Source organism: Streptomyces sp. NPDC002092 (assembly GCF_053593775.1).
On sequence record NZ_JBSFDG010000013.1, the window covers coordinates 203,946 to 228,747 of the forward strand.

Here is a 24,802-nt window from a genome sequence, read left to right on the forward strand (position 1 = left end):
TCGTGCCTGGTCGCACGGCTGTCACAGCGAGGGGGGTGGACGCCATCCCGGTTCGCCCCGCCCGGATCCAGGACGTCGCAGCCGCCGCCGGAGTGTCGGTGTCGACGGTGTCGAACGTGCTGAACCGCCCGGAGCGCGTGAACGCCGCCACGGCTGAGCGGGTCCGTGACGCGGTCGCGGCGCTCGACTACGTGCCCCATCCGGGCGCCGCGGGACTGCGCACGGGCCACACGTCCTCGATCGGCCTGGTCCTGCCCGACGTGACCAACTCCTTCTACGCCCGCATCGCGCGGGGCGCCGCCGACGCCGCCTACGACCACGGCTACTCCCTGGTGCTCTGCCACAGCGGGGACGCCCCGGAGCGCGAGCAGGGCTACTTCACCATGCTCGTCGAACAGCGCGCCGTCGGCGCCGTGGTCGTCCCGCTCAGCGCCGACCCCACCCGGCTCACACGGCTGCGCGAGCGGGGCATTCCCCTCGTACTGGCGGACCGTGCGATGCCCGCGCAGGACGGCTGCTCCGTCTCCGTCGACGACATCGCCGGCGGCCGTATCGCCGTGCAGCACCTCCTGGAGTGCGGGGCGCGCGACATCCTGGTCGTGAACGGCGAACGGTCCATACGGCAGTGCGCCGACCGCTACCAGGGTGCCCGGCAGGCCGTGCGCACCCGGCGCGAGGCGCGGCTGGGCCAGGTGGTCGCCGAGGAGATGACGGTGGCGTACGGCATGGAGATCGCCCGGGGGCTCGACGAACTGCCCGACGGGGTGTTCTGCACCAACGACTTCCTCGCCGCCGGGCTGTGCCGGGGCCTGGCCGAGCGGGGTGTGAAGGTCCCCGAGGACGTACAGGTGGTGGGGTACGGCGACCTCGACATCGCGAGCTTCGTGGGGACGACCCTGACGACGGTCCGGCAGCCCGTCGAGGATCTCGGCCGGGCCGCCGTGGAGATGCTCCTCGACGAGGTGGAGGCCCGCGCCGAACACGCCCATGAGGCAAGGGTGTTCGCGCCCGGACTGGTGCTGCGGGACTCCACCCGGTCACTCACCGGCGGCTGACTCCGGGATCCTGAGCGTCACCGGCCCCATCAGCCCGGACGTCAGCTGGGAGGGGAAGGCCCAGGCGGTGGGGGTGGCTTCGGCGAGATACGGGGCCAGGGTGTTGTGGACGGTCACGTCGATCCGCACGGTGCGCCCGGCGGCACCGCGCAGCTCGAAGCGGTACGGCGCGCAGAACGCCTCGCCGACCGGTTCCCCGTCGAGAAGAACCGCGACGCTCCCCCGCACCCGCCCCAGGTCGAGCACCGGGTCCGGCCCGGCGGGCACCTCCACCTCGCGCGCATACGTCACACCGCCGCTCCAACCGCCAAGACCCAGCGACTGCCAGTCCCCGAGGGGCAGGGGCGCCGCCACGGTACGGACGCGCACCGGCCCGCACCAGGCGGAGCCGCCCCGCAGCACGGTGGTCGGTTCGGTGACGACCTCGAACTCCGTTGCCTCCGAGGCAGGTTGAGGCAGGGGCAGTAGCTGTCCTTCGAGTGAGTGTTCAGCGCCGTCCGCGGCCCTCACTCGTGCGGGCAGCGCCAGCGGCAGCCTGAGCGACACGGTCCCCGCGGGCACGGTGAAGCGGAAACGCTGTGCACGGGGGCGGACTTCATCGGTGGACCGCAGGGGCAGGACTGCGGTGCCGAGCACGGGTTTGCCGGTCAGCCACTCGGTGTCCGGCAAGGGATGCGGTCGTACGGCGGCATGGCAGTGCTGCAACTCGCCCCACCTGCCCTCGTGTTCGACCGTACGCCCGCGCCACTGCCCCGTCCCGGCCTCCCATCCGGCGCCGCTGACCAGCGCGGTCACGCCTTCTCCCGCCACGAGGTCGACGAACACGGCATCACGGGCGCGGACGCTGTCGGTCACGACGTCGAGCACGTGATCGCCCGCCGAGAGGGTCAGTTCGTGGCGGAAGAACATCGGCACGGCGCCCCAGTCGGACTCGTAGTACTCGACCTTCTCCTGCCGCGCCACGACCGCGCCGTCGAGCAGTACGGTGACTCCCGCCGCGGCGCCCACCACGAGCACCGCCCGCTCCCCACCGTCGGGAAGACACAGACGGCCCCGGTAGGTGACGCCGCCGTCCGGCCGTACGCCCTCCGGCAGACACATGAACTGCGGACGCGCCGCGAACCCGTCCGGCAGAGACAAACAGAAGTAACTGCCCAACGGGGCTTGGGCCGTGGCCGAGATCATCGAGGGGCGGTCCTCGGCGTCGGACAGTTCGTACTCCAGGAGGTTGCGGGGCCGGTCCACCGACACCCCGACGGACGCCAGGTATCCGCGGCCCGTGGGCAGCCTCTCGCCGTTCCACCACACCCGCTTGGCCGCTGCCGCACCGACGTGCAGATCGGCGGGCCCGCGGTGGTCGGTCTCGACGATCGACCGGACCCGGGCGACCGTGCCGAGGCCCGGCACCGGGACGCGTACGAACTCCTCGGTCACCAGCCCCTTGTTGCCCAGCAGCCCGTCCGGGTCCGGGATTCCGCGGCTCGACGAGAAGAGCGCCACGCTCCAGCTCTCGTCCCAGGGCACAAGGGGCTGCTCTCCGGCCAGGACCCGTGCGACAAAGGCCTGGTCGAGCGGGTCGGGGGCCTTCGCGGCGGGCACCGGGGGCAGCACCCGTGCCCGGTTGCCGTATGTCGCCCGGATCTGCTCCCAGCGTGCGTCCGGGGCATCGCTCTCGGTCCACCGCATGGTCCAGATCTGCGGTTCCTCGACGGACGACCCCGCGGGCAGGGCGAGGTCCCCCCAGGTGTTGTCCATGGTGGGCACCAGGCGGCCCTCCCAGCCGCCGGACACGTCGATGGTCCGGGCCGGCTCGGGCGGTGGTGCGGGTGTCGGGGCCACCGGGGTGCCTTCCCGCCATACGACGAGGGCGGCGGGGGCGCCTTCCAGCGGCACTTCGATGGTCGAGACGCCGTCGGCGACGGTGACGTGCGCGGGGCGCCGGGCGCCGTTCGCCGGGTTCCAGACCTCGGCCTCGGCGACCGGGGCGCGCACGGTGAGGGACCTGGTGCGGGCGTAGCGGGCGGGGTCGATCTCGTGGTTGCCCTCGGGCGGATGTGCGCGGGCGTCGGGGAAGGCACCCGTCACCAGGGCGACCGCTTCCGTTCCCTGCCGCCGCACGAGCAGCGGCACGTCGCCGGTGGCGTGACCGGCAGTGTCCGCCACGGCCGCGGCGCCCGCCTCGGCGTCACTCGCCCGCTCCAGCCCGGGATGAGCGCACAGCGCCGCCACGACGGTGTCGTCACCGGCCAGGCCTGCCGCAGCAGTCGGCGGGCGGCCCACGGCCACCACCCGTCCGCCGGCGTCGAGGAGTTCGGTCAGCCGCCGTGCCGTGTCCTGCTCCAGGACGCTCGCCGAGGGCAGCAGCACCGCGGTGTACGCCAGGTCCCCGACCCGCAGGGCGCCGTCGGCGGGCGTGGCCCGCTGCACCGAGGCGTCGTCGATGACGTCGTAGGAGATGCCGTGCCGGTCCAGGGCGCCGATGTGGGGCCGCAGCCAGTTGTTGGTGCCGCACAGGCCGAGGTAGTGGCGCTGGGTCTCGTCGGCCTCGGCGTGGGTCTCGCCGAGGCGGCCGTCGCCGAAGTGTTTGACGGGGGCGTCCAGCGGGATGAGCGACTGCATGGTGGTGGTGGGGTGCAGGACCGCCACGTCAGCGCTGTAGGTGCCCCAGGACAGGATCGAGCAGAGCCGGGCGACCGCCCGGGAGAAGGCCGGGTACTGCGGCCAGTAGGGCTGGCGCCAGTCGGTGGACGGCGGCGCCCACTCGAACCAGCCGCCCGCGGTGCCGAAGTAACTGGCGTGCGGGTTGTACAGGTTGGCGCCGCTGCGCAGGAACGGCAGGAGCCAGTCGTAGGTGTCCTCGAGGGTGCCGCCCCAGCCGGAGGAGTGGAACGCCTCGATCCAGACCCGCTCGTGGCCGTAGAGGTGCGCCATGGAGGAGTGGACCTTGGCGTCGCCGTGGTGGTCGCTGCCCGCGGCGCCGTACCAGCGGTGGGTGCGGAAGTAGTCCGAGTAGATCTGTGTGGACTGGGCCGGGAAGCCGGAGCGGGCGGGGTGGCTCTGGTCGCAGCCGAGGAGCATGCCGCGATCGTCGTGCCAGGCGGCGAGGGGCTGGAACAGGGCCTCTTCGGTGAGTTCGGCGCGGACCGCGTAGTAGTCGGCGCGGGCCTTCGAGGCCCGGCCGGCGTCGGGAGTGTCGTGGAAGAGGGCTGGGAGGTGGTCGAGCAGGTCGTAGCCGCGACGGGCGAGGAACTCCTGCGGGAAGCGGCGGCTCCAGGCGTTGGTGCCGGGCAGTTCGTCCTGGAAGCTTCCGGCGATGACATTGCCCAGGTACTCGGGGACGCGCCGGTCGTACTCGTGGTGCACGGCGTCCAGGAGCAGGCGGACGGCGCCGGGGTCCAGGTAGTCGAAGGCCGTGGGGACGGCGGTGACGAGCAGCACCTCGCTGCCGTCGGCGGCCGCGATCCGCGCGATGCCGGTGACGGGAAGGCGCCGGCCCTCCGGGAAGTACGCGCCCACGAGGGTCTCCGAACTCCCCAGCGGGACGGCACCGTTGGAGACGGTCGCCGTGCGGCAGCGCAGGGCGAGGCCGGCCGCCTCCGGATGCGAGCGGGTCACTCCGCCCTGCACGTTGGCGCCCGAGAACCCGATCTGGTCGTAGAACCACAGGCGCATGCCCAGGTCCCGGGCGATCTCGCAGGCGTCGGTGAAGCGTGCCCACCACTCCTCGCCGAACCACGGAGGTTCGTCGGCGCGGGCGCCGAAGCTCGGGCCGGCCGGCGCCAGGTTGATCACCACGAGGTTGTGGACGCCGCCCTCGGCGAACCTGCGCAGCTGCCAGGCGAGGCGCTCGCGGGTGACTTCGGCACCCGACCACCACCACAGCGGAGTGGGGCCGAAGTCCCTGGGCGGGTCGTCGAACAGCTGCTGCAGCGCGGAGGAGATCACGGATACGGTCCTTCCGGGAACGGCTGGGCACCCTCGCGGATCAAAACGTTTTACATGGGTCAGATCGCCGACAACCTGGAATGTTCGCACCGGATCCCGAGTGCGGGAAGCACGCCGACGCGTCTTCCTGCAAATGGGCGCATGAGGGGTTGTTGGAACGTTTTTCCGACCCTATATTCACTGCACTCGGCCTCAGAGCCGCGCCGTCCCTCTCCGCTCGGCCCATCCCCTGACGACGGAGTCGCATCATGGTCCGAACCCCGACCGCTCCCGAACACTCGGAACAACCCATCCCCTGGCGGTTGTGGAAGGTGGCGGCCCTGTCGGGCATGGCCTCCTACCTCGACGCCGCTCTCATCGTCAGCATCGCCGTCAACCTGGCCATCTACCGCGACAGTTACGACATGGGCGTGTGGATGGCGGGCGCGATCAGCGCGATCGTCACCGGCTGCATCGCCGTCGGCTCCCTGGTCGGCGGGCGGCTGGCCGACATGTTCGGGCGCCGCCGTGTCTACAACTGGGACATCTTCTGCTTCGCCCTGGGTGCGGTCGTCATCACGCTCGCGCCGAACGACATCGTGCTCTTCATCGGCGTGCTCGTGGCGGGGCTCGCGGCCGGTGCCGATCTGCCGACCTCCCTGGCCGTGGTCTCGGACGCCGCTCCCGCCGACGGCCGGGCGCGTCTGGTGTCCTTCACGCAGGTCATGTGGGTGGCGGGCATCGTCGTCGTCATCTTCCTCGGCTATCTGCTGTCGGACACGGGTATGACCGGGGCGCGGATCATCACCGGCCATCTGGCCGTCGCCGCGCTGGTCACCTGGCAGCTGCGCTCCCGGCTCGACCTGGCCGACGAGCCCTCGGACACGGAACTGGCCGAGGAGGCGGCCGCGCTGGCCGCCCCACGCGGTATCGAACTGCGGAACATCCTCAACCGCGCCGCCCTGGTGCCGATGGCCGCGACCTTCGCCTACTACGTCACCTGGGGCATCGGAGCCAACACCTTCGGCCAGTTCGGCACCTATCTGCTGGTCACGGTCAGCGGCGCCTCGCAGAGCCTGGCCACCGGGATCAACCTGGCGTTCCTGCCGATCGCGCTGGTGCTGACCCTCGTCTTCGTCCGGCTTGCCGACACCGCCTGGCGGGACCGGCTGTTCTACGTGTTCACCGTCGTGCAGATCGTCGCGTTCTGCATCGCCTCCCTGACCGCCGGCGCGCTGGCCGGGATGCTGGTCTTCTTCGTGCTCTACCAGATCTCCAACCCCTTCGCGGGGGAGGCCAGCTACAAGGTGTGGTCACAGCTCACGCTGCCGCCGGACACCCGTGGTACCACCCAGGGCCTCACCTACGCCGTCTCGCGGGGCGTCTTCGCGGGCGTCGCCTTCGTCACTCCCGCCCTGATGGAGTACAGCGCCTCCGTGCTGCTCTGGTCGATCACCGCCTGCATGGCGGCCTCGGCGGTCGCGGGCGTGTACGTCGTCCGTGTCCTCATCCAGCGCTCCCCCGGCGCCGCTGCCGCTCCGGCGGACCTGGGAGTAGCCCGGGCGTAGGACCGGCCCGGGCACCTCTGAATCCGACCGTGGACCCGCGAAGGAGCTACCCCCAGCCATGGCAACCGCCGAACACTCCATGTCCCTGCAGGAGTTGCTGCCGCCGGTGCACCGGCGCCGTACCCGGGTCGGCCTGGTCTCGGGCGGGCTCGGCACCTACTGGCCGCAGTTTCCCGGTCTGCTGCCGCAGTTGAAGGAGTCCGCCGCGTACCTGGCCGAGCGGCTCGGGCAGGTGGACGCGGAGGTCACCGACGTCGGGTTCATCTCCGACGCGCAGGAGGGCGCGGTCGCCGCCGAGGAGCTGCGTCGGGCCGACTGCGACCTGATCGTGCTGTTCCTGACGACGTATCTGACCTCGTCGATGGTGCTGCCGATCGCCCGGCGCTCGCACACCCCCGTGCTGGTCATCGACCTCCAGCCGTCCGAGCGGATGGACCACGCCACCTTCGACACGGGCGCCTGGCTGGCGTACTGCGCGCAGTGCTCGGTGCCGGAGGTCGGCAATGTCTTCCGCCGGGCCGGCATCCCCTTCCGGTCGGTGTCGGGCTGGCTGCGCCAGGAGTCCGCCTGGCGGCGCATCGAGCAGTGGATCCGCGCGGCCCGTGTCCGCGCGGCGCTGCGGCACGCCCGGCATGGCCTCATGGGTCATCTGTACCCGGGCATGCTGGACGTGTCGACCGATCTGACGCTGCTGCCCGCGACCTTCGGCTCGCACGTGGAGGTACTGGAGTTCGACGACCTGCGGCAGCGGGTGGAGAGGGTGAGCGAGGGGGAGACCCGCGACCGCATGGCGCTGGCCCGCCAGGTCTTCACCCTCGACGACAGCGTTGCGGACGAGGACTTCGCGTGGGGTGCGAAGGTGTCCGTCGCGCTGGACCGGCTGGTCGAGGACTTCGGCCTCGACACGCTCGCCTACTACCACCGCGGCCTCGACGGCGAGCTGCACGAACGGCTGGGGGCGGGCATGATCCTGGGCGCCTCCCTGCTCACCGCCCGGGGCGTACCCGCGGCCGGCGAGTACGAACTGCGCACGAGCGTGGCCCAGTTGGCATCGCAGAGCGTCGGCGCCGGGGGCTCCTTCACCGAGATCCAGGCCCTCGACTTCGAGGACGGCGTGGTGGAGATGGGCCATGACGGGCCGGCCCACCTCGCCGTCAGCGCCCGTGACCCGCTGCTGCGCGGTCTCGGCGTCTACCACGGCAAGCGCGGCTGGGGCGTCAGCGTGGAGTTCGACGTCCGGCACGGGCCGGTCACCCTCCTGGGCCTCGGCCAGGACGCCGACGGGAGCCTGTCGTTCATCACCTCCGAGGGCACCGTCGTGCCCGGGCCGCTGCTGGAGATCGGCAACACCACCAGCCGTGTCGACTTCGGCCGTGACCCCGGCGAATGGGTCGACGCCTGGAGCGCGACGGGCGTCGGCCACCACTGGTCCCTCGCCGTCGGCAGCCACGGCGCCGATCTGCGGGCCGCGGCGAGCCTGCTGGGCATCGACCACCGGGAGGTGTGAGCTCCCCGCACGCGCGCCCTCGTTCACTCCGGTGCATTGCGCCGTGAGCCTGATCCGCGCGCGTTCCACGGCAAGGCGTCGCGCAACCACGCCGTTAGGCCGGGAAGGTGGGCATTCCGTCGTCGTTCGCCACCGCGACGTCCCACCGTCTCGAGGAGAGCTTCTTGCGCCTGCACCCTGTCGCGGCTGCCCTGACCTCGGCCGTGCTGCTGGCCTCGCCGCTCCCGGCGGCGTCCGCCGCCCCGGCCACGGCCGAGCCCGCACGCGCCACGGACGACCCCGCCGGCTACGTCAACCCGTTCGTCGGCACCGCTCCGGGAGGCACCGACTTCGGCCACGGCGGAGGCGCCGGGAACACCTTCCCCGGTGCCTCGGCGGCGTTGGGCGGGATCCAGTGGAGCCCCGACACGGTCACCCGCCAGCACGGCGGGTACGCGTACAAGGACAACCGGATCCGGGGTTTCAGCCTCACCCACATCTCCGGCGCGGGCTGCAGCGACTACGGGAACGTGCCGTTCATGCCGCTCACCGGCCGCCCGGACCCGGACCCCGCCGCGCGCCACGCCACCTTCTCCCACACCAACGAGGAGGCATCGCCGGGCAGTTACGGGGTCCGCTTCGACAACGGCATCCGTACGCAGATCTCCGTCACCCAGCGCTCCGGCATCGCGCGCTTCACCTATCCGGCCGGCGACGCGCGGCCCGCCGGTCTGACGGTGGACGCGGGGCGGGCCTTCAACAAGGCCACCGGGAAGATCAGCATCGGGTCGCGCACCCTGTCCGGCTACACCGACAGCGGCGGCTTCTGCCACTCCTCGAACCGCTACCGGCTCTACTTCCACGTCGTCTTCGACCGCCCCTTCGCGCACTCCGAGCCCCTGGACGGGAAGACCTCCGGGGCGTACGTCTCCTTCGCCCCCGGGACCCGTACGGTGACCGCGCGGGTCGGCGTGTCCTTCGTGGACGTCGCCGCCGCCCGCCGCAATGTCACCGTGGAGCAGGGCAAGCGCTCCTACGACCAGTTGCACAGGGCCGCCCGTGACCGCTGGAACGAGTGGCTGGGCAGGATCGCCGTGCGCGGCGGCACCGAGACCCAGCGCCGGGTGTTCTACACCGCGCTGTACCACGCGCTGTTGCACCCCAGCGCCTTCAGCGACACCGACGGCCGCTACCGGGGTATGGACGGCCGCGTCCACCGCACCCGTCCGGGGCATGTGCAGTACGCGGACTTCTCCGGCTGGGACGTCTACCGTTCCCAGGGCCAGCTGCTGGCTCTGATCGCGCCGCACGAGGCGTCCGACATCGCCCAGTCGATTCTCGAACAGGGCCGCCAGGCGGGCTATTTCGACCGTTGGACGGTGGCCAACGGCGGCACCCGCGTCATGGTCGGCGACCCGCTGCCGGCCATGGCCGCCTCGATCCACGCCTTCGGCGGGACCGACTTCGACGCCCGGGGGCTGCTGCGCGCGGCCGTGGCGGGCCGCCAGGACGACCGGCAGCGGCCGGGGCACCAGCAGTACGACACCCTGGGCTACATCCCGGCCGGCACCAAGGGCGTCTGGGGCAGTGCGGCCACCACGCTGGAGTACGCGATCGCCGACGCCGCGCTGGCCCATCTGGCCGGACGTCTCGGCGACACGAAGACCCAGGCGCTCCTCACCCGCGCCGCCGGCAACTGGCGCAATCTGTTCAACCCGGTGAGCGGCTACATCCAGCCCCGCAACGCCGACGGAAGCTGGCCGTCCTTCTCCCCCACCCAGCACGGGGAGTACGTCGAGGGCAACGCCGCGCAGTACACCTGGCTGGTGCCGCACGACCTGCCCGGTCTGTTCACCGCCATGGGGGGGACCGCCGCGGCCACCGCCCGTCTCGACACCTTCTTCACCCAGCTCAACGCGGGCGCCGACAAGCCGTACGCCTATCTCGGCAACGAGCCGTCCTTCAACATCCCCTGGGCGTACGACTACGCGGGCCGTCCCGACCGCACGGAGGACATCGTGCGGCGGGCCCTCACCACCCTCTTCACCGACCGGCCCGACGGCCTCGTCGGCAACGACGACCTGGGCGAGATGTCGTCGTGGGCGGTCTGGGCCTGTCTGGGCATGTACCCCCAGGTCCCGGGAAGCGCCCAACTGGCCCTGGCGGGCCCGCTGTTCCCCGCCGCCACGGTGCACCGCGGCAACGGGGTCACCCTCTCCCTGCTCGCCCCGGACGCCTCGGCCACGAACACCCACGTGCGGTCCCTGAGGCTGAACGGGCTCCCCGTCAACGGCCCCTTCCTTCCGGAAGGGGTGCTGACCTCGGGCGGTGTGCTCCACTACGGGATGACGTCCTGACCTTTCAGGCCAGGGTCACCTCGACGGGCAGCTTCTTGATGCCGTTGACGAAGTTGGACCGTACGCGCGGCACGTCGCCGGTCAGGCGGATGTCCGCGAGCCGGGGGATCAGTTCCTCGAACATGATGCGGATCTCGGTGCGGGCGAGCAGATTGCCGAGGCACAGATGGGGGCTGCCCTTGCCGAAGGTGACGTGGTCGTTGTGCTGCCGGGTGACGTCGAAGTCGTACGGGTTGCCGAAGACCTCCTCGTCACGGTTGCCGGAGGCGAACCACATGACGACCTTGTCGCCCTCCCTGACCTGCTTGCCGCCCAGCTCCACGTCCCTGGTCGCGGTGCGGCGGAAGTGGTAGACGGGGGACGCCCAGCGCAGGAACTCCTCGACGGCGACCGGGATCAAGGAGGGGTCCTGCTGCAGGCGGGCGAGCTGCTCCGGGTGCTGCAGCAGGGCCAGCATCGAGTGGGTGATGGTGTGCCGGGTGGTCTCGTTGCCGGCCACCACCAGCAGCAGGAAGTAGTTGTCGAAGTCCTGCCCGGAGAGCGGGACACCGTCGCGCGGTGTGGTGTTGACGAGCCGGGAGACCAGGTCGGTGCCGTCGCCGCCGCGCCGCTGCCGGGCCAGCTCGCGGCCGTAGTCGAAGACTTCCAGCGAGGCGGGTGAGCGGAAGGGCAAGTCGCGGTACTGCTCGCTCTCCGCGCTGTGCAGCAGCACGTCCGCGTAGTCGGGGTCGGTGTTGCCGATGATCCGGTTGCCCCAGTCGATGAGCTTCTGATTGTCCTGAGGCGGCACGTCGAGCAGCCGGGCGAGGACGTTGATGGGGAAGTCGGCGGAGACGTCGGCGACGAAGTCGAAGCTGCCCTTCGCCAGGGCCGCGTCCAGCGTGGTGGCGGTCAGCCCGCGGAGGAAGTCCGTGTAACCGTTGATCACGCTCGCGCCGAACTGCCGCTGGATCACGCTGCGCAGCGCGCGGTGCCGTACCCCGTCCATCTCCAGGATGGAGGCCCGCTTGTTGATCTGGTCGTCGTCGACCTCCTCCAGGTTGACGAACCTGGTCGAGGTGAAGGTCTGAGCGTCGCGGTCGACGCGGGCGATGTCCGCGTGCCGGGTCACCGCCCAGAAGCCGGAGTTGGGCGCCTCCTCCGGCTGCCAGTGCACCGGGTCCTGGTGGCGCAGGGTGTGGAACATCCGCCAGGGCGTCACCCCGTCGGTGAAGTTGTCGAGGTCGGCGAGGTCGACGTCCGCGAGCGGCATCGGTTCGTTGACGGCGGTGGTCAGGGTCTCGGTCATCGGTGGCTCCCGGACGTCACAGGTGGTAGGCGTACTCGGTGAACTCCCAGTCGGTGACGTGCCGCCCGAAGCGTTCGACCTCGTTGCGCTTGTAGCTGAGGTATGAGGTGGTGAAGTCCTTGCCGAGCACCTCGGCCAGGGCGGTGTCCGCCTCCAGCGCGTCGAGGGCGGCGGACAGACTCGTCGGCAGCACGGACGCACGTGCGGTGTCGTAGCCGTAGCCCTCCAGCGGGGCGGGCGGCTCCTCCGCCGCGCGGACCCCGAGGAGCGCGGCGGCGATCGTGCCGGCGAGCAGCAGGTACGGGTTGGCGCTCGCGTCGCCGAGCCGCAACTCCAGGCGGGCGGCGAAGCCGCGCTCGGGAGGGATGCGGACCATGGCGCTGCGGTTGTCGAGGCCCCAGTCGATCAGCCAGGGCGCGAGGGTGTCCGGGCCGAAGCGTTTGTACGAGTTGACGGTCGGGTTGGCCAGGGCGGCGAGGGCCGGGGCGTGCGCGAGGATGCCGGCGAGGGCATGGCGGGCGGTGGCCGAGAGGCCGTGGGCGCCCGCCGGGTCGTCGAAGGCGTTGCGGCCACGCTCGTCCTCGCAGGACAGGTGGAGGTGGAAGCCGGAGCCGCCTGCGTCGTTGAAGGGCTTGGCCATGAAGGTGGCGAGCCGGCCCTCCTTGCGGGCGAGTTCCTTGACGGCGGCCTTGAAGCGGAAGGCGCGGTCGGCGGCCGACAGGGCCTCGGAGTGGGTGAGGTTGATCTCGAACTGCCCGCCGTCGAATTCGTGGTTGCCGTTGGTGACACCGATGCGCAGGTCGCGGAGCCCGCGCAGGGTCCGCAGCAGATGGTTGTCGGGGTCGGCGCGCAGGCCTGCCGTGTAGACGGCTCCGGTGGCCGCGGAGTAGCGCTTCCAGCCGTTCGGGGATCCCGGGGCCTTCTCGCACAGGAAGTACTCAAGTTCGGGTCCGGCCACGGGGCGCAGGCCCTGCTCGGCGCACCGGGCGAGGACCGCGCGCAGCAGGTCACGGGGTGATTCGGGGGCGGGTGCCCCGGTCGCCGGGTCGATGACGTCGCCCAGGCAGGCGGCGACCCCGGGCTCCCAGGGCAGCGCGACCAGGGTGTCGAGGTCCGGGCGCACGGTGATGTCGGGCAGTCCGGCGTCCAGGCCGCCGGTCACGGGGACCACGTCCCCCTGGGGTGAGGTGTGGTAGACGGCCCGGCAGAAGGCGAGCCCGTGCTCGCAGGCGATCGGCAGCTGGTCGAGCAGCACGTCGCGGGCCCGGTCGGTGCCGATGAGATCGGGATAGGTCACCCGGACCACGTCGATGCCCTCGGCGGCAAGCCGCTCCTGGTACTGACGGACGTCCGGTGTTCTGGATGCGCTCACCGTTGTCTCCTCGGCGGCCGGCATATTGTTTGATGCCAAACGATAAGAACCGCTCCCGCCACCCGCAAGGGGGTGGCTTCAAAAAATTATCCACCTGGACAGGTATTGACCAGGGGCCGCACGCTTCCTATGTTGTTTGAAGCCAAACGAGATCCAGGAGGGTTCGCCATGAAGGTCGTCGTCGACATGAACAAGTGCCAGGACCACGGCCAGTGCGTCTTCGCGGCCCCCGACGTCTTCCAGCTCGACGAGAACGGGCGGCTGGGCTTCGTCAGCGACCCCGACGACGCGCTGCGCGACGAGGTCGAGGAAGCCGCCGACGTCTGCCCGCTGCAGGCCATCCGGATCGAGGCCTGAGCATGAGCGCACGCATCGTGGTGGCCGGCGCCTCCATGGCCGGTCTGCGCGCCGCGGAACAGTTGCGCGCAGCCGGCTGGACCGGGGCGATCACACTCGTCGGCGACGAGCCGCACATGCCCTACAACCGGCCCCCGCTCTCCAAGGAGGTACTGGCCGGGAAGGCACCCTTCGCATCGCTGGCCTTCCGCCCCCGCGCGAGCGTGGCCGACGCGGAATGGCGCCTCGGCACGAGGGTCGTGGCCTCCCGGCTCACCGAACGGCTCGTCGAGCTCGACGACGGTTCGACGCTCTCCTACGACGGGCTCGTCGTCGCCACGGGCATGCGGCCCCGTCGGCTGCGCTGCCCCGGCCCGATCGCCGGCCGCCACACGGTCCGTACGCTGGCCGACGCCCAGGGGCTGCGGGACGGACTGACCCGCCCCGGCGCCCGGTTGGTGGTGGTCGGCGCCGGGTTCATCGGCTGCGAGGTGGCCGCCACCGCCGTAGGACTGGGTGTCCGCGAGGTGACGGTGGTCGATCCGCTGCCGTTGCCCATGGTCGGCCCGCTCGGCGAGTTGCTCGGGCGGGCACTGCTGGAGCGGCACGAACAGCGCGGGGTGCGCTTCGCGCTCGGCACCTCAGTCGCCGGTTTCGAGGGAGCGGGCCGGGTCGCCGGCGTGGTGCTCGCCGACGGAACCGTGCTGCCCGCCGATGTGGTGGTGGAGTCGGTCGGTTCACTCGCAAACACCGAATGGCTGGACGGCAACGGCCTCGACCTGACCGACGGGGTGCTCACCGACGAACATCTGCGGGTCGGCGGCCGGCCGGAGGTGGTCGCGGTGGGCGATGTGGCGCGTTTCCCCAACGCCCGCTACGACGGCGTACCGCGCCGGGTCGAGCACTGGTGCATCCCCACCGACACGGCCAAGCACGCGGCGAAGATGCTGGTCGCCCATCTCACCGGCGCCGACGCCGAGCCCGCGCCCTTCGCTCCGCTGCCCACCTTCTGGAGCGACCAGCACGACTTCCGGCTGCAGTCCTTCGGCGCCCCCGCGCTCGGCGTCGGCGACGTGCGGGTCCTCGACGGCGACCCGGCCGCGGACGTCCTGGTCGGCTACCACCACGACGGCCGGCTGGTCGGTGTCGTGGCGCTCGGCGGCCCCGCCGCCGGATCCGCCGCCGCCCGCCACCGCGCCGAACTGCTCAAGCAGCCCGCCCTCAGCGCCCAAGGGAGCTCCTGACCATGACCACCGTCCGTGGATACCTCCACCCCAGGACGGCGACGGGCACCTCGTCGCTGATCCCCTCCCCGCCCTGGCGCTACTCCGGTGACCTGCTCACCGTCGAGTACCGCACCGACCCCGCGCGCGTCCGTGAACTGCTGCCCGAACCACTGGAGTTGGCGGACGAGGACCCGGGTGCGGTCGCGTTGATCTGGGCCGACTGGCAGTCCTGCTCGGCGTCGGGCGCGGAACTGCTCGACCCGGTGCTGTCCCAGTACAAGGAGGCCTTCGCGGTCGTCCGCTGCAAGTACCGCGGGCAGACGTACTCGCGGTGCGTGTACATCTGGGTCGACAAGGACTTCGCGATCGCCCGCGGACTGCACCAGGGCTATCCCAAGAAGCTCGGCTCGATCCACCAGACCCGCCCGCACCCGTACGGCCCCGCACCGCGGATCGAGGCGGGCGCACGGTTCGGGGCGACCCTCGCCGCCGCCGACCGGCGGCTGGCCCAGGCCGTGGTGACGCTGCGGGAGCCCTCGGACACGAACGGGTTCGTCAACGGCCATCCGATGGCGCACCACCGCTGGCTGCCGTCCATCGAGAAGGGCAAGGGCCTGGCGCTGGACGAGCTGATCGAGACGGGTGCCGCGGCCTTCGAGGCCGGTCAGCCATGGGTCGGGGACGCCGATCTCGAGTTGTTCGAGGCGCCCACCGAGGAGCTGGCCAGCCTGGAGATCCACGAGCCGATCGCCGCCTACTACCGCCAGGTCGGCGTCGTCTGGGACGGCGGGCGACTGCTGGAGTCCGGCACGTCCGGAGCCGAGTGACCACCGTACGCATCAAGGGACTTGGAGACCGGACATGACCGAGCACCGCATCACTGTCGCCGGGGTCGCCGTCGACACCCGGCACTGGATCGGCGGTGAGCGACTCGCCTCCGCCGACACCTTTACCGACATCTCGCCGACAGACGGCAGTGCACTCGGCGAGATCGCGCGCGGTGGACCCGCCGAAGCCGCCGCCGCAGTCACCGCCGCCAAGGCCGCCTTCCCCGCCTGGGCCGCCACTCCCCGCGCCGAACGCGCCCGCATTCTGCATGCCGTCGCCGACGGTGTGGAGAAGCGGCGCGAAGAGCTCGCCGTCGTCGAGACCACCGACAACGGCGCCCTGCTGCGCTCGCACCGCCGGGGCGTGATGCCCCGGGTGGCGCAGAACTTCCGCTTCTTCGCCGACTGGCTGCTGAAGCTGGATCACGAGGACTTCCAGACGCGCGGCCACACGAACCACGTGAGCTGGGACCCCGCGGGTCCGTGTGTCCTCATCACCCCGTGGAACGCGCCGCTGATGCTGGCGACCTGGAAGGTGGCGCCCGCGCTGGCCGCGGGCAACACCGTCGTCCTGAAGCCCGCCGAGTGGTCTCCGCTGACCGCCTCGCTGCTGGCCGACATCGCGGCCGAGGCGGGGCTGCCGGCGGGTGTCCTGAACGTCGTGCAGGGCTACGGCTCGGAGATCGGCGACGCCCTCACCTCGAACCCGGACGTGCGCCGGATCAGCTTCACCGGATCCGTTCCCACCGCCCGGCGGATCGCGGAGTCGGCTGCGGCCAACCTCACTCCGCTCAGCCTCGAACTGGGCGGCAAATCACCGCTGTTGGTGTTCGCCGACGCCGATCTCGACCTCGCCGTCGACCTGGCGGTGGAGCAGTACGACAACGCCGGGCAGGTGTGCCTGGCCGCGACGCGCCTGCTCGTCGAGGAGTCGGTGGCCGATGAGTTCACCCGCCGTTTCGTCGACAAAGCGACCGCACTGAAGCAGGGTGACCCGCGCGACGAGGGCACCGACATCGGGCCCAACATCCACCCCCGGCAGTTGGAGAAGATCGACGGCTTCGTGCAGCGGGCGCTCGCAGCGGGAGCCCGCGCGGTCATCGGCGGCCACCGGAGGGACGGCCAGTACTACGCGCCGACCCTGCTCACCGGTGTCCGACAGGACAGCGAGATCGTCCAGGAGGAGGTCTTCGGCCCGGTCCTGACGCTGCAGACCTTCGCCGACGAGGACGAGGCCCTCCGGCTGGCCAACGACACCCGCTTCGGGCTGGCCGCCACCGTGGCCACCGGTTCGCGCGAGCGCGCCGACCGCGTCTCCGCCCGGCTCGTCGCGGGCACGGTGTGGGTGAACTGCTTCTTCGTACGCGATCTGCAGGCGCCCTTCGGCGGTTCCCGGCTCTCCGGTGTCGGCCGCGAGGGCGGGACCTGGAGCTTCGACTTCTACTGCGACCTGAAGAACACCGTGACCGCCCCGAAGGGATGGGAGCACAACCATGGGTGAGATCGTCGGGGCCGGGCTGCTCGCCCACGTCCCCACCATCGTGCTCCCCGAGGCCGACCGGCTGGAGCTCAACGAGGGCAAGGAGATCACTCTCGTCTCCGGGCTTCGGGAACTCCGCCGTGACATCTTCGAGCGGGACGACTACGACACCGTCGTCGTCCTCGACTCCCACTGGGCGACCACGGTCGAGTTCGTCGTCACCGCGCAGCCGCGCCGGGCGGGGCTGTTCACCTCCGAAGAGCTGCCGCGCGGCATGTGCCGGATGCCGTACGACTTTCCCGGCGACCCCGAACTCGCCCGCAGCATCGAGAAGTTCGCCGACCGGCACGGCACCTGGATCACCGCGATCGAGGACGACTACCTGCCGATCTACTACGCCACCATCAACCTCTGGAAGTTCCTCGGCGAAGGGCTGCCGGACAAGCGGTGGGTGACCATCGGGGTGTGCCAGACCGGCGACATGGAGGACCATCTGCGGCTCGGGCGCGCCCTCGCGGACGGCATCGCCGCCACGCCCGGCCGGCGCGTCCTGCTGATCGCCTCCGGCGCGCTGTCGCACACGTTCTGGCCGCTGCGCGAGATCCGCGACCACGAGGCCAGCGACCCGGCGCACATCTTCACGCCCGAGGCCCGCGCCGCCGACCTCGAGCGCATCGGCTGGTTCAAGGAGGGCCGGCACGACAAGGTCCTCGACACCATGGACGAGTTCTGGAAGTTCAAGCCGGAGGCGAGGTTCTTCCACTACCTGATGATGGCGGGCGCCCTCGGCGAGCAGGCCTGCACCGCCAGGGCCCGCCAGTACGGCGAGTACGAGAACGCCGTCGGCACCGGCCAGGTCCACCTGTGGTTCGACCGCCCGGCCGACGGCTGGACCGGCACGGGAGCACCCGTGACAGCCGCGCCCCACCACCCGCACCGACGCCCTTAGGAAGGCCGCCATGCCCGAATACCGCCGCATCCTCCTCGACGGCGCCGCCGTCCAGGTCACCGTCGACGGGGACGAACTCGTCGCCGGGGACGGCCGCCGCATCAAGACCGAACAGGCGCAGCACCTGCCGCCGGTCGTGCCGTCGAAGGTGATCGCGGTCCACCTCAACCACCGCAGCCGCGTCGACGAGTTCCGGATCGACCTGCCCGACACGCCCACCTACTTCCACAAGCCGACCTCGGCGCTCAACTCCCACCAGGGCGCGGTCGTCCGCCCCGAGGGCTGCAAATGGCTCAACTACGAGGGCGAGGTCGCCATCGTCATCGGGAGGACCGCCCGGAACATCTCCCCGGCCGAGGCGGGCGAGTACATCGCCGGCTACACGATCGCCAACGACTACGGCCTGCACGACTTCCGCGACACCGACGCCGGTTCCATGCTCCGTGTCAAGGGCTCCGACACCCTCTGCCCACTCGGCCCCGGCCTGGTCACCGACTGGGACTTCCACGGCAAGACCCTGCGGACGTATGTCGACGGCGAGGTGGTCCAGGACGGTTCGACCGACGAGATGAAGTGGGACATGCACTATCTCGTCGCCGACATCGCCCGCACCATCACCCTGTATCCGGGGGATGTGCTGCTGTCCGGCACCCCGGCCAACTCCCGCCCCGTACAGCCGGGCGACGTCGTGGAGGTCGAGGTCGAGGGTCTGGGCCGCCTCACCAACCACATCGTCACCGGGCCTGCCCCGATCCGCTCCGACGTCGGCGCCCAGCCCACCGAGTCCGAGGAGGTGCTGTCCACCGCGCTCGGCGGCGACTGGGAGTTCCGCGGGATCCGGCCGCCCCGGCGCTGACTCCCAAAAGGGCTGCTCAGCGATACCGGTAGGGTCACGGGCATGACCGAGTCCGCAGACGCCCCGAAGGGCCGACCGTCACGCAAGCGCCTGCAGTACGGCGAGGGGCGCGAGGCCCTGCTGAACGCGGCCGTGCGCGTGGTGGCCCGGGGCGGACTGCGCAAGCTCACCTACCGGGCCGTCGCCGAGGAGGCCGGGGTCACCCACGGGCTGGTCGTGCACCACTTCGGTTCGCGTGACGCGCTGATCGAGGAGGCGCTCGCGCACACGATCCGCACCTCGCTGAGCACCAGCGCCCTCGAACCGGGCACCGGCAAGGTCGCGGACTTCTCGACCGGGCTCTCCGACATGGTCACGGCGGATCCCGGCATCCAGGCGTTCCAGTACGAGCTCCTGCTCGAGGCGCGCCGCAGGCCGGAGCTGCTGCCGCAGCTGCGCGCACTGTACGACGAGTACTTCGATGCCACCCGGCGCGAGCTGAACCGTATGCTGCCGGCCGGCGCGGACCAGGCGATGACCCGGTTGGTCTTCGCCGCGCTCGACGGCCTGGTGCTGCACCAGCTCGTCTTCGGCGAGCCGGACGTCACTGACGCCGCCCTGGAGCAACTGCGCGCCCTGCTGAGGCTCCTCGACGCCGACTCCTGAGCTGCGCTTTTTCCAGGCCCCGGGGGGTTTCCCGGGGCCTTTTGCCGTTGACCGGAAAACTCCGCCCACCCCCTTGCCAAACGGATAGTTCCAGCCCACCATGAAGCAACTCGTTTGACCCTAAACGAACCACCATCCCTTCCCGTCCCCGACAGGTGATCCGAGTGGACAGTCAGACGGCCCTCTCCCCGCACAGCGCGCAGGATTCATCCGTGACCGGCAGGCTCAAGCCCGATTCCCTCGGTGTCCTGGGCATCCTCTTCTTCGTCCTTTCCGCCCAGGCACCGCTGACCGGTATCGCCGGGGCGGTGCCGATCGCCGTCGCCATCGGCAACGGCGCAGGCACCCCCGCCGCCTATCTCGCGGCCGGGCTCGTGGTCCTGCTGTTCTCCATCGGCTTCGTCGCCATGGGCCGCCATGTCGTGGACGCCGGCGCCTTCTACATGTACATCGGCAAGGGCCTGGGCCGCTCGACCGGTTCCGGCAGCGCCGGGGTCGCCCTGCTCGCCTACTGCGCCGTCCAGGCGGCCATGTACGGGCTCCACGGCGCGACGGTGAGCGGACTCATCCAGCACTACGCGGACGTACACGTCGCATGGTGGGTCTGCACGCTGGTCACCATGGCGGTCGTCCAGGTGCTCGGTGCCGCCGGGATCGAGATGGGTGCCAAGGTCCTGGCCGTGTTCGTGCTGGCGGAGTTCAGCATCCTCACCGTCTTCGCCCTGGTGACCTTCTTCAAGGGCGGCGGCCCCGAGGGGCTCGGCTTCGGCGACAGCTTCTCCCCCCACGCCGCGCTCCAGGGCGCCCCCGGCGTGGCGCTGATGTTCGCCGTGGCGTCGATGATCGGCTTCGAAGCCACCGCCATCTACGGCGAGGAGGCCCGGGAGCCCCGCAAGACGGTCCCGCGCGCCACCTATCTGGCGGTCGCGGTGATCACCTGCTTCTTCGCCTTCACCTCGTGGATGCTGATCTCCGCGCACGGCGCGTCCAGGGCGACCGCACAGGCCGGCAAGGCGCTGGCGTCGGGCGACGCCACATCCTTCGTCTTCGCACCCATCGCTGCCCAGTTCGGCGCATGGACCGGCGATGTGCTGCCCGTCCTGCTGGCCACCTCGCTGTTCGCCGGCATCCTGGCGTTCCACAACTCCGCCAACCGCTACCTGTTCTCCCTGGGCCGTGAAGGGCTGCTGCCGCACCGGCTGACCGCGCTGAACCGGCGCCACTCCCCCTGGGCGGCCGGGATCGTCCAGACGGTGATCGCGGTGGCCCTGGTCATGCCGTTCGCGCTGCTGGGCAAGGACCCGGTGCTGACGCTCTTCTCCTGGTTCAGTGGCGTCGCAGTCCTGGGGATCATGCTCCTGTACTTCCTGACCTCCGTCTCCGTGGTCGTCTTCTTCCGCCGCTCACGGGCCGACACCCGGGCCTGGAACACCCTCGTCGCACCGGTTCTCGGCGCGCTCGGCATCGCCGGCGGGATCTGGCTGATCATCGAGAACTTCACCACGCTCATCGGCGGCGACCAGACCACCGCCGTCTGGCTCCAGCTCTCCGTCCCGGCGGTGCTGGTCCTGGGACTGGCCGCGGCGCGGCTGACCCGGAACCGGCAACGGTCCGAACCCTCCGCAAACCCCCAGGACCAGGGAGAGGACAGCTGATGCCGCCCCTCGCCCACGACGACCTGCTGCGTCGCGCCAAGGATCTGGAACTGCCCACCCAGCACCACATCGACGGTGCTGACGAACCGGGCGCGGGCACCGCGTTCGCCGTCGTCGCGCCGCGCGACGGACAGGTCCTCGCCGAGATCGCCGACGCCCGGCCCGCCGAGGTCGACCTGGCCGTGGCCGCCGCACGCCGGGCCTTCGACACCGGCCCGTGGCCGCGCCTCGCGCCCGCCGACCGCGGCCGGATCCTGCTACGCATCGCCGAACCGCTCGAAGAGCAGCGGGAGAAGCTCGCGCTGACCATCAGCTTGGAGATGGGCAAGCCGATCACGGACGCGCACGACATCGAACTGCGTGCCGCCATCAACACCTTCCGCTGGTACGGGCAGCTGGCGGACAAACTCACCGACGAGTCACCGCACACCGCCCCGGACGCCCTCGCCCTGGTCACCCGGGAGCCGGCCGGTGTCGTGGGCGCCGTCGTACCGTGGAACTTCCCCCTGACACTGGCGAGTTGGAAGACAGCTCCGGCGCTGGCCGCGGGCTGCACGGTCGTCCTGAAGCCGTCCGAGAACTCACCCCTGTCCGCCCTGCTGCTGGGGCGGCTCGCCACCGAGGCCGGGCTGCCGCCGGGCGTGCTCAACGTCGTCACCGGCGACGGACCGGTGGCAGGCCGGGCGATCGGACTGCATCCCGATGTGGACGTCCTGGCGTTCACCGGATCCACGGCGGTCGGCCGCCGCTTCCTGCACTACGCGGCCGACTCCAACCTCAAGCGCGTCTGGCTGGAGCTGGGCGGCAAGTCACCGAACATCATCCTCCCGGACGCCCCCGACCTGGAGAAGGCCGCCGCCACCGCCGCCTGGGGCATCTTCTTCAACCAGGGCGAGATGTGCACCGCACCCTCCCGGCTGCTGGTGCACTCCTCCGTCGCCGAACGCGTCACCGAGGCCATCGTGGCCCGGGCCCGCGAGCTGCGGGTCGGCGATCCGCTGGACCCGGCGACCGAGATGGGCGCCCTGGTCGGCGAAGCCCATCTGGACCGCGTCCTCGACCACATCGCCACCGGCCGCGAGGAAGGCGCGCGGCTACTCACGGGCGGCTCCCGCACCCTCACCGGAACCGGCGGCTGCTTCCTGGAGCCGACCGTCTTCGAGCAGGTCACCCCCGGCATGCGGCTGGCCCGCGAGGAGATCTTCGGGCCGGTCCTGTCCGTCCTCACCTTCGACGACCTGGACGAGGCGGTACGGCTCGCCAACGCCACCGAGTACGGCCTCGCCGCCGGCCTGTGGACCTCCGACCTGTCCACCGCCCACAAGGTCGCCCGGGCGCTCAAGGCCGGCACGGTCTGGGTGAACTGCTACGAGGAGGGCGACCTGACCGTGCCCTTCGGCGGCATGAAGCAGTCCGGCAACGGCCGCGACAAGTCCGTGCACGCCATCGAGAAGTACACCGAGCTCAAGACGACCTGGATCCAGCTGTGACGCGCCCCTTGATAGCGATCCCCGCGCGCTTCGCCGCCACCACCTCCGCCCTGCGGTACGCCGCCGAGGTCAACGCCCGCGCGTTGATCGAGGCGGTGTGGCGGGCCGGTGGCGAACCGGTGAGCATCCATCCGGCGGACTCCGAGGTCGCCTCCCGGCTCGCCCGCTTCGACGGCGTCCTGCTGCCCGGGGGCGGCGACCTGGCCCCGCACCGCTACGGCGCCACCGACACCCACGACACCGTGTACGACGTGGACGACCTCCAGGACGCCTTCGACCTCGAACTCGCCCGTAAGACCCTGCACTTGGGCCTTCCCCTACTGGCGGTCTGCCGTGGCCTCCAGGTCGTCAACGTCGCCCTCGGCGGCACCCTGCACCAGGACATGGGCGGCCCGGAACGCGAGCACCGCCACGTCGTGCACCCGGTGGCGGTCCTGGCCGGCACCCTGCTGGAGCAGGTCACGAGCGCGCAGAAAGTGGAGGCGTCCTGCTACCACCACCAGCGGGTGGACCGCCCCGGCACCGGGCTCACGGTCACCGCACGCGCCGCGGACGGCACGGTCGAGGGACTCGAACTCCCCGACGCCCGCGGGTGGTTCACGGCCGTTCAGTGGCATCCGGAGGACACCGCCCACGAGGACACCGCACAGCAGGGGCTTTTCGATGCGCTGGTACGAGCGGCCCGGGACGTGCACTGACTCCTCACACACCCGGCGTCACGGGCGCAGCCGCCGCAGGGCTCGGGCCGCGGCGTGGGCTCCGCACATTCCGTGGGCGCCGGCGCCGGGCGGGGTGGCCGCGGAGCACAGATAGTGGCCGGGGACCCCGGTGTCGTAGGGCTGCAGGGTGAGGTGGGTTCCGAGGAGGAGCTGGGGGATGTCCGTGGCGCCGGTCATGATGTTGCCGCCGACGTAGTTGGGGTTGTATTCGGCGAAGCCGGGTGTGGTGCGTACCGCGGTGCCGATGATGCGGTCCCGGAAGCCGGGCGCGAACCGTTCGATCTGGGCGGTGATCGCCGCGGTGGCGTCGCCGGTGTAGCCGTTCGGGACGTGGGCGTAGGACCAGACGGGGTGGATGTCGCCGGCCGAGCGTGACGGGTCGGCCAGGTACTGCTGCCCGACCAGGACGAACGGACGCCGCGGCATCCGCCCGGCATGGACGTCCCGCTCCGCGGCCGCGATCTCGGCGTAGGTGCCGCCGACGTGCACCGTGCCGGCCCGCCGTGCGGCCTCGGCGCGCCAGGGCACTCCGCCCTCGACCGCGAAGTCGACCTTGAAAGCACCCGGTCCGTAGCGGTAGCGTCGGTAGGCGCGGGCGGTCCGGGGCGGCAGCAGATCGCCGAGTATGTCGGCCAGCGCGGTGGGAGCCACATCCCACAAGGTCACGTCCGCGTCCGGGAGTTGGGCCGGCGACCGCACACGTACCCCGGTCTCGATCGTCCCGCCGAGTTCCCGCAGCAGCGCCGCCATCGCGTCGGTGATGCGGCGCGAGCCGCCCTCGGCCACGGCCCAGCCGTAGCAGTGGCCCGCGGTGACGATGCCCAGCCCGATGCTCGCGGTCAGCGGCCGCTCCAGGGGGTGGAAGGCGTGCGCGGCGACCCCGCCCCACAGGCCCCTGGCCTCCTCGGTCCTGAACGCCTTCGCCAGCAGGGAGGCGGGGGCGAGCGCGGGAACACCGAAGCGGGCGAGGCGGAGCGGGTGCCGGGGCAGGCGTGCGAGCGGGCCCATGATGTCGTCGCCGAAGGTGTCGTACGCCGCCGACGGGCCCTCGAACAGCCGCCGCCAGGCCCGGCCGTCGGCGCCGAGACCGGCGGCGGTCGCGGTCACCGAGCGGTGCAGCACCCCGGCCGTGCCGCCGTCGAGCGGATGCACGCAGTCGATCTCCGGCCACGCCCACCGCAGCCCGTACCGGTCAAGGCCCAGCGAGTTCAGGAACGAGGAGCCGACGGCCATGGGGTGGATGGCGGAGCAGAAATCGTGCAGCAGTCCCGGCACGATCGCCTCGCCGGAGCGGGTGCCGCCGCCGATCGTGTCGGCCGCCTCCAGCACCGTGCCCCGCAGGCCTGCCCGGGCCAGGGCGACGGCGGCGGCCAGACCGTTGGGCCCGGCACCGACGACGGTCGCCGTATTCATCCCGACTCCTTTCGTTCGACCTGTCGCACATCGTTCGAAACCTCTTGACGCTCCACAGGACGCCGATTGAAACTCTCGCAACACGACGTCACCTCTACGTAACACCAGGCCCTCCGCGCATGCGCTGTCGGCCCGCTCCCGCTTGCTCGCATCCAG

General features: G+C 71.3%; 18 protein-coding genes. 14 read left to right on the forward strand and 4 right to left on the reverse strand.

Going from position 1 to position 24,802, the window contains the following annotated elements:
• Positions 1 to 35 precede the first annotated feature (35 nt).
• A complete protein-coding gene (locus ACWCRD_RS29135; RefSeq protein ID WP_450968730.1) occupies positions 36 to 1,055 on the forward strand; it encodes a LacI family DNA-binding transcriptional regulator in 1,020 nt (339 codons plus the stop codon).
• On the opposite strand, the gene ACWCRD_RS29140 is transcribed toward ACWCRD_RS29135, so the two are convergent.
• Positions 1,038 to 5,000, reverse strand: coding sequence for a glycosyl hydrolase (locus ACWCRD_RS29140; protein ID WP_450968731.1), 3,963 nt, complete (start codon positions 4,998 to 5,000; stop codon positions 1,038 to 1,040). The two genes, ACWCRD_RS29135 and ACWCRD_RS29140, sit on opposite strands and share 18 nt — an antisense overlap.
• Before the next feature lie 248 nt (positions 5,001 to 5,248).
• Here ACWCRD_RS29140 and ACWCRD_RS29145 point away from each other — a divergent pair, with 248 nt between their 5' ends.
• From ACWCRD_RS29145 to ACWCRD_RS29155, 3 genes are all read left to right on the forward strand, one after another.
• On the forward strand, positions 5,249 to 6,547 hold the full coding sequence (locus ACWCRD_RS29145) for an MFS transporter (RefSeq protein ID WP_450968732.1): 1,299 nt from the start codon (positions 5,249 to 5,251) through the stop codon (positions 6,545 to 6,547).
• Positions 6,548 to 6,605: 58 nt separating this feature from the next.
• Positions 6,606 to 8,054, forward strand: coding sequence for an arabinose isomerase (locus ACWCRD_RS29150; protein ID WP_450968733.1), 1,449 nt, complete (start codon positions 6,606 to 6,608; stop codon positions 8,052 to 8,054).
• Between the two features lie 164 nt (positions 8,055 to 8,218).
• Positions 8,219 to 10,390 (forward strand): GH92 family glycosyl hydrolase, encoded by a 2,172-nt coding sequence (locus tag ACWCRD_RS29155; RefSeq protein ID WP_450968734.1) that lies wholly within the window; start codon positions 8,219 to 8,221, stop codon positions 10,388 to 10,390.
• Between the two features lie 4 nt (positions 10,391 to 10,394).
• On the opposite strand, the gene ACWCRD_RS29160 is transcribed toward ACWCRD_RS29155, so the two are convergent.
• The gene (locus ACWCRD_RS29160; RefSeq protein ID WP_450968735.1) at positions 10,395 to 11,678 is read right to left on the reverse strand and encodes a cytochrome P450; all 1,284 of its coding nucleotides are present in this window, start codon (positions 11,676 to 11,678) and stop codon (positions 10,395 to 10,397) included.
• Positions 11,679 to 11,694: 16 nt separating this feature from the next.
• The gene (locus ACWCRD_RS29165; protein ID WP_450968736.1) at positions 11,695 to 13,050 is read right to left on the reverse strand and encodes a glutamine synthetase family protein; all 1,356 of its coding nucleotides are present in this window, start codon (positions 13,048 to 13,050) and stop codon (positions 11,695 to 11,697) included.
• Between the two features lie 168 nt (positions 13,051 to 13,218).
• Here ACWCRD_RS29165 and ACWCRD_RS29170 point away from each other — a divergent pair, with 168 nt between their 5' ends.
• From ACWCRD_RS29170 to ACWCRD_RS29215, 10 genes are all read left to right on the forward strand, one after another.
• Complete coding sequence (locus tag ACWCRD_RS29170; RefSeq protein ID WP_450968737.1) at positions 13,219 to 13,407, forward strand: ferredoxin; 189 nt, start codon at positions 13,219 to 13,221, stop codon at positions 13,405 to 13,407.
• 2 nt (positions 13,408 to 13,409) lie between these two features.
• Positions 13,410 to 14,630 (forward strand): NAD(P)/FAD-dependent oxidoreductase, encoded by a 1,221-nt coding sequence (locus ACWCRD_RS29175; RefSeq protein ID WP_450968738.1) that lies wholly within the window; start codon positions 13,410 to 13,412, stop codon positions 14,628 to 14,630.
• A gap of 2 nt (positions 14,631 to 14,632) precedes the next feature.
• Positions 14,633 to 15,439 carry an acetoacetate decarboxylase family protein gene (locus ACWCRD_RS29180; protein ID WP_450968739.1) on the forward strand — a complete coding sequence of 269 codons (807 nt, stop codon included), beginning with the start codon at positions 14,633 to 14,635 and terminating at the stop codon, positions 15,437 to 15,439.
• A 34-nt stretch (positions 15,440 to 15,473) separates the two neighbouring features.
• Entirely contained in the window at positions 15,474 to 16,940 is a 1,467-nt protein-coding gene (locus tag ACWCRD_RS29185) for an aldehyde dehydrogenase (RefSeq protein WP_450968740.1), read from the forward strand.
• Positions 16,933 to 17,868: a 3,4-dihydroxyphenylacetate 2,3-dioxygenase gene (locus ACWCRD_RS29190; RefSeq protein ID WP_450968741.1), complete on the forward strand. Its 936-nt coding sequence runs from the start codon at positions 16,933 to 16,935 to the stop codon at positions 17,866 to 17,868. Before ACWCRD_RS29185 ends, ACWCRD_RS29190 begins: the two co-directional genes overlap by 8 nt.
• Positions 17,869 to 17,878: 10 nt before the next feature.
• Positions 17,879 to 18,724 (forward strand): fumarylacetoacetate hydrolase family protein, encoded by an 846-nt coding sequence (locus ACWCRD_RS29195; protein WP_450968742.1) that lies wholly within the window; start codon positions 17,879 to 17,881, stop codon positions 18,722 to 18,724.
• Positions 18,725 to 18,766: 42 nt separating this feature from the next.
• A complete protein-coding gene (locus tag ACWCRD_RS29200; protein ID WP_450968743.1) occupies positions 18,767 to 19,369 on the forward strand; it encodes a TetR/AcrR family transcriptional regulator in 603 nt (200 codons plus the stop codon).
• A gap of 164 nt (positions 19,370 to 19,533) precedes the next feature.
• Positions 19,534 to 21,024: an APC family permease gene (locus ACWCRD_RS29205; protein ID WP_450968744.1), complete on the forward strand. Its 1,491-nt coding sequence runs from the start codon at positions 19,534 to 19,536 to the stop codon at positions 21,022 to 21,024.
• Positions 21,024 to 22,514, forward strand: a complete 1,491-nt coding sequence (locus ACWCRD_RS29210) for an aldehyde dehydrogenase (protein ID WP_450968745.1) — start codon at positions 21,024 to 21,026, stop codon at positions 22,512 to 22,514. Before ACWCRD_RS29205 ends, ACWCRD_RS29210 begins: the two co-directional genes overlap by 1 nt.
• Positions 22,511 to 23,212: a gamma-glutamyl-gamma-aminobutyrate hydrolase family protein gene (locus ACWCRD_RS29215; protein WP_450968746.1), complete on the forward strand. Its 702-nt coding sequence runs from the start codon at positions 22,511 to 22,513 to the stop codon at positions 23,210 to 23,212. The genes ACWCRD_RS29210 and ACWCRD_RS29215 overlap by 4 nt, the downstream gene beginning before the upstream one ends.
• An 18-nt stretch (positions 23,213 to 23,230) precedes the next feature.
• Here ACWCRD_RS29215 and ACWCRD_RS29220 read toward each other — a convergent pair whose 3' ends face one another.
• On the reverse strand, positions 23,231 to 24,646 hold the full coding sequence (locus ACWCRD_RS29220; protein ID WP_450968747.1) for a phytoene desaturase family protein: 1,416 nt from the start codon (positions 24,644 to 24,646) through the stop codon (positions 23,231 to 23,233).
• Positions 24,647 to 24,802 lie beyond the last annotated feature (156 nt).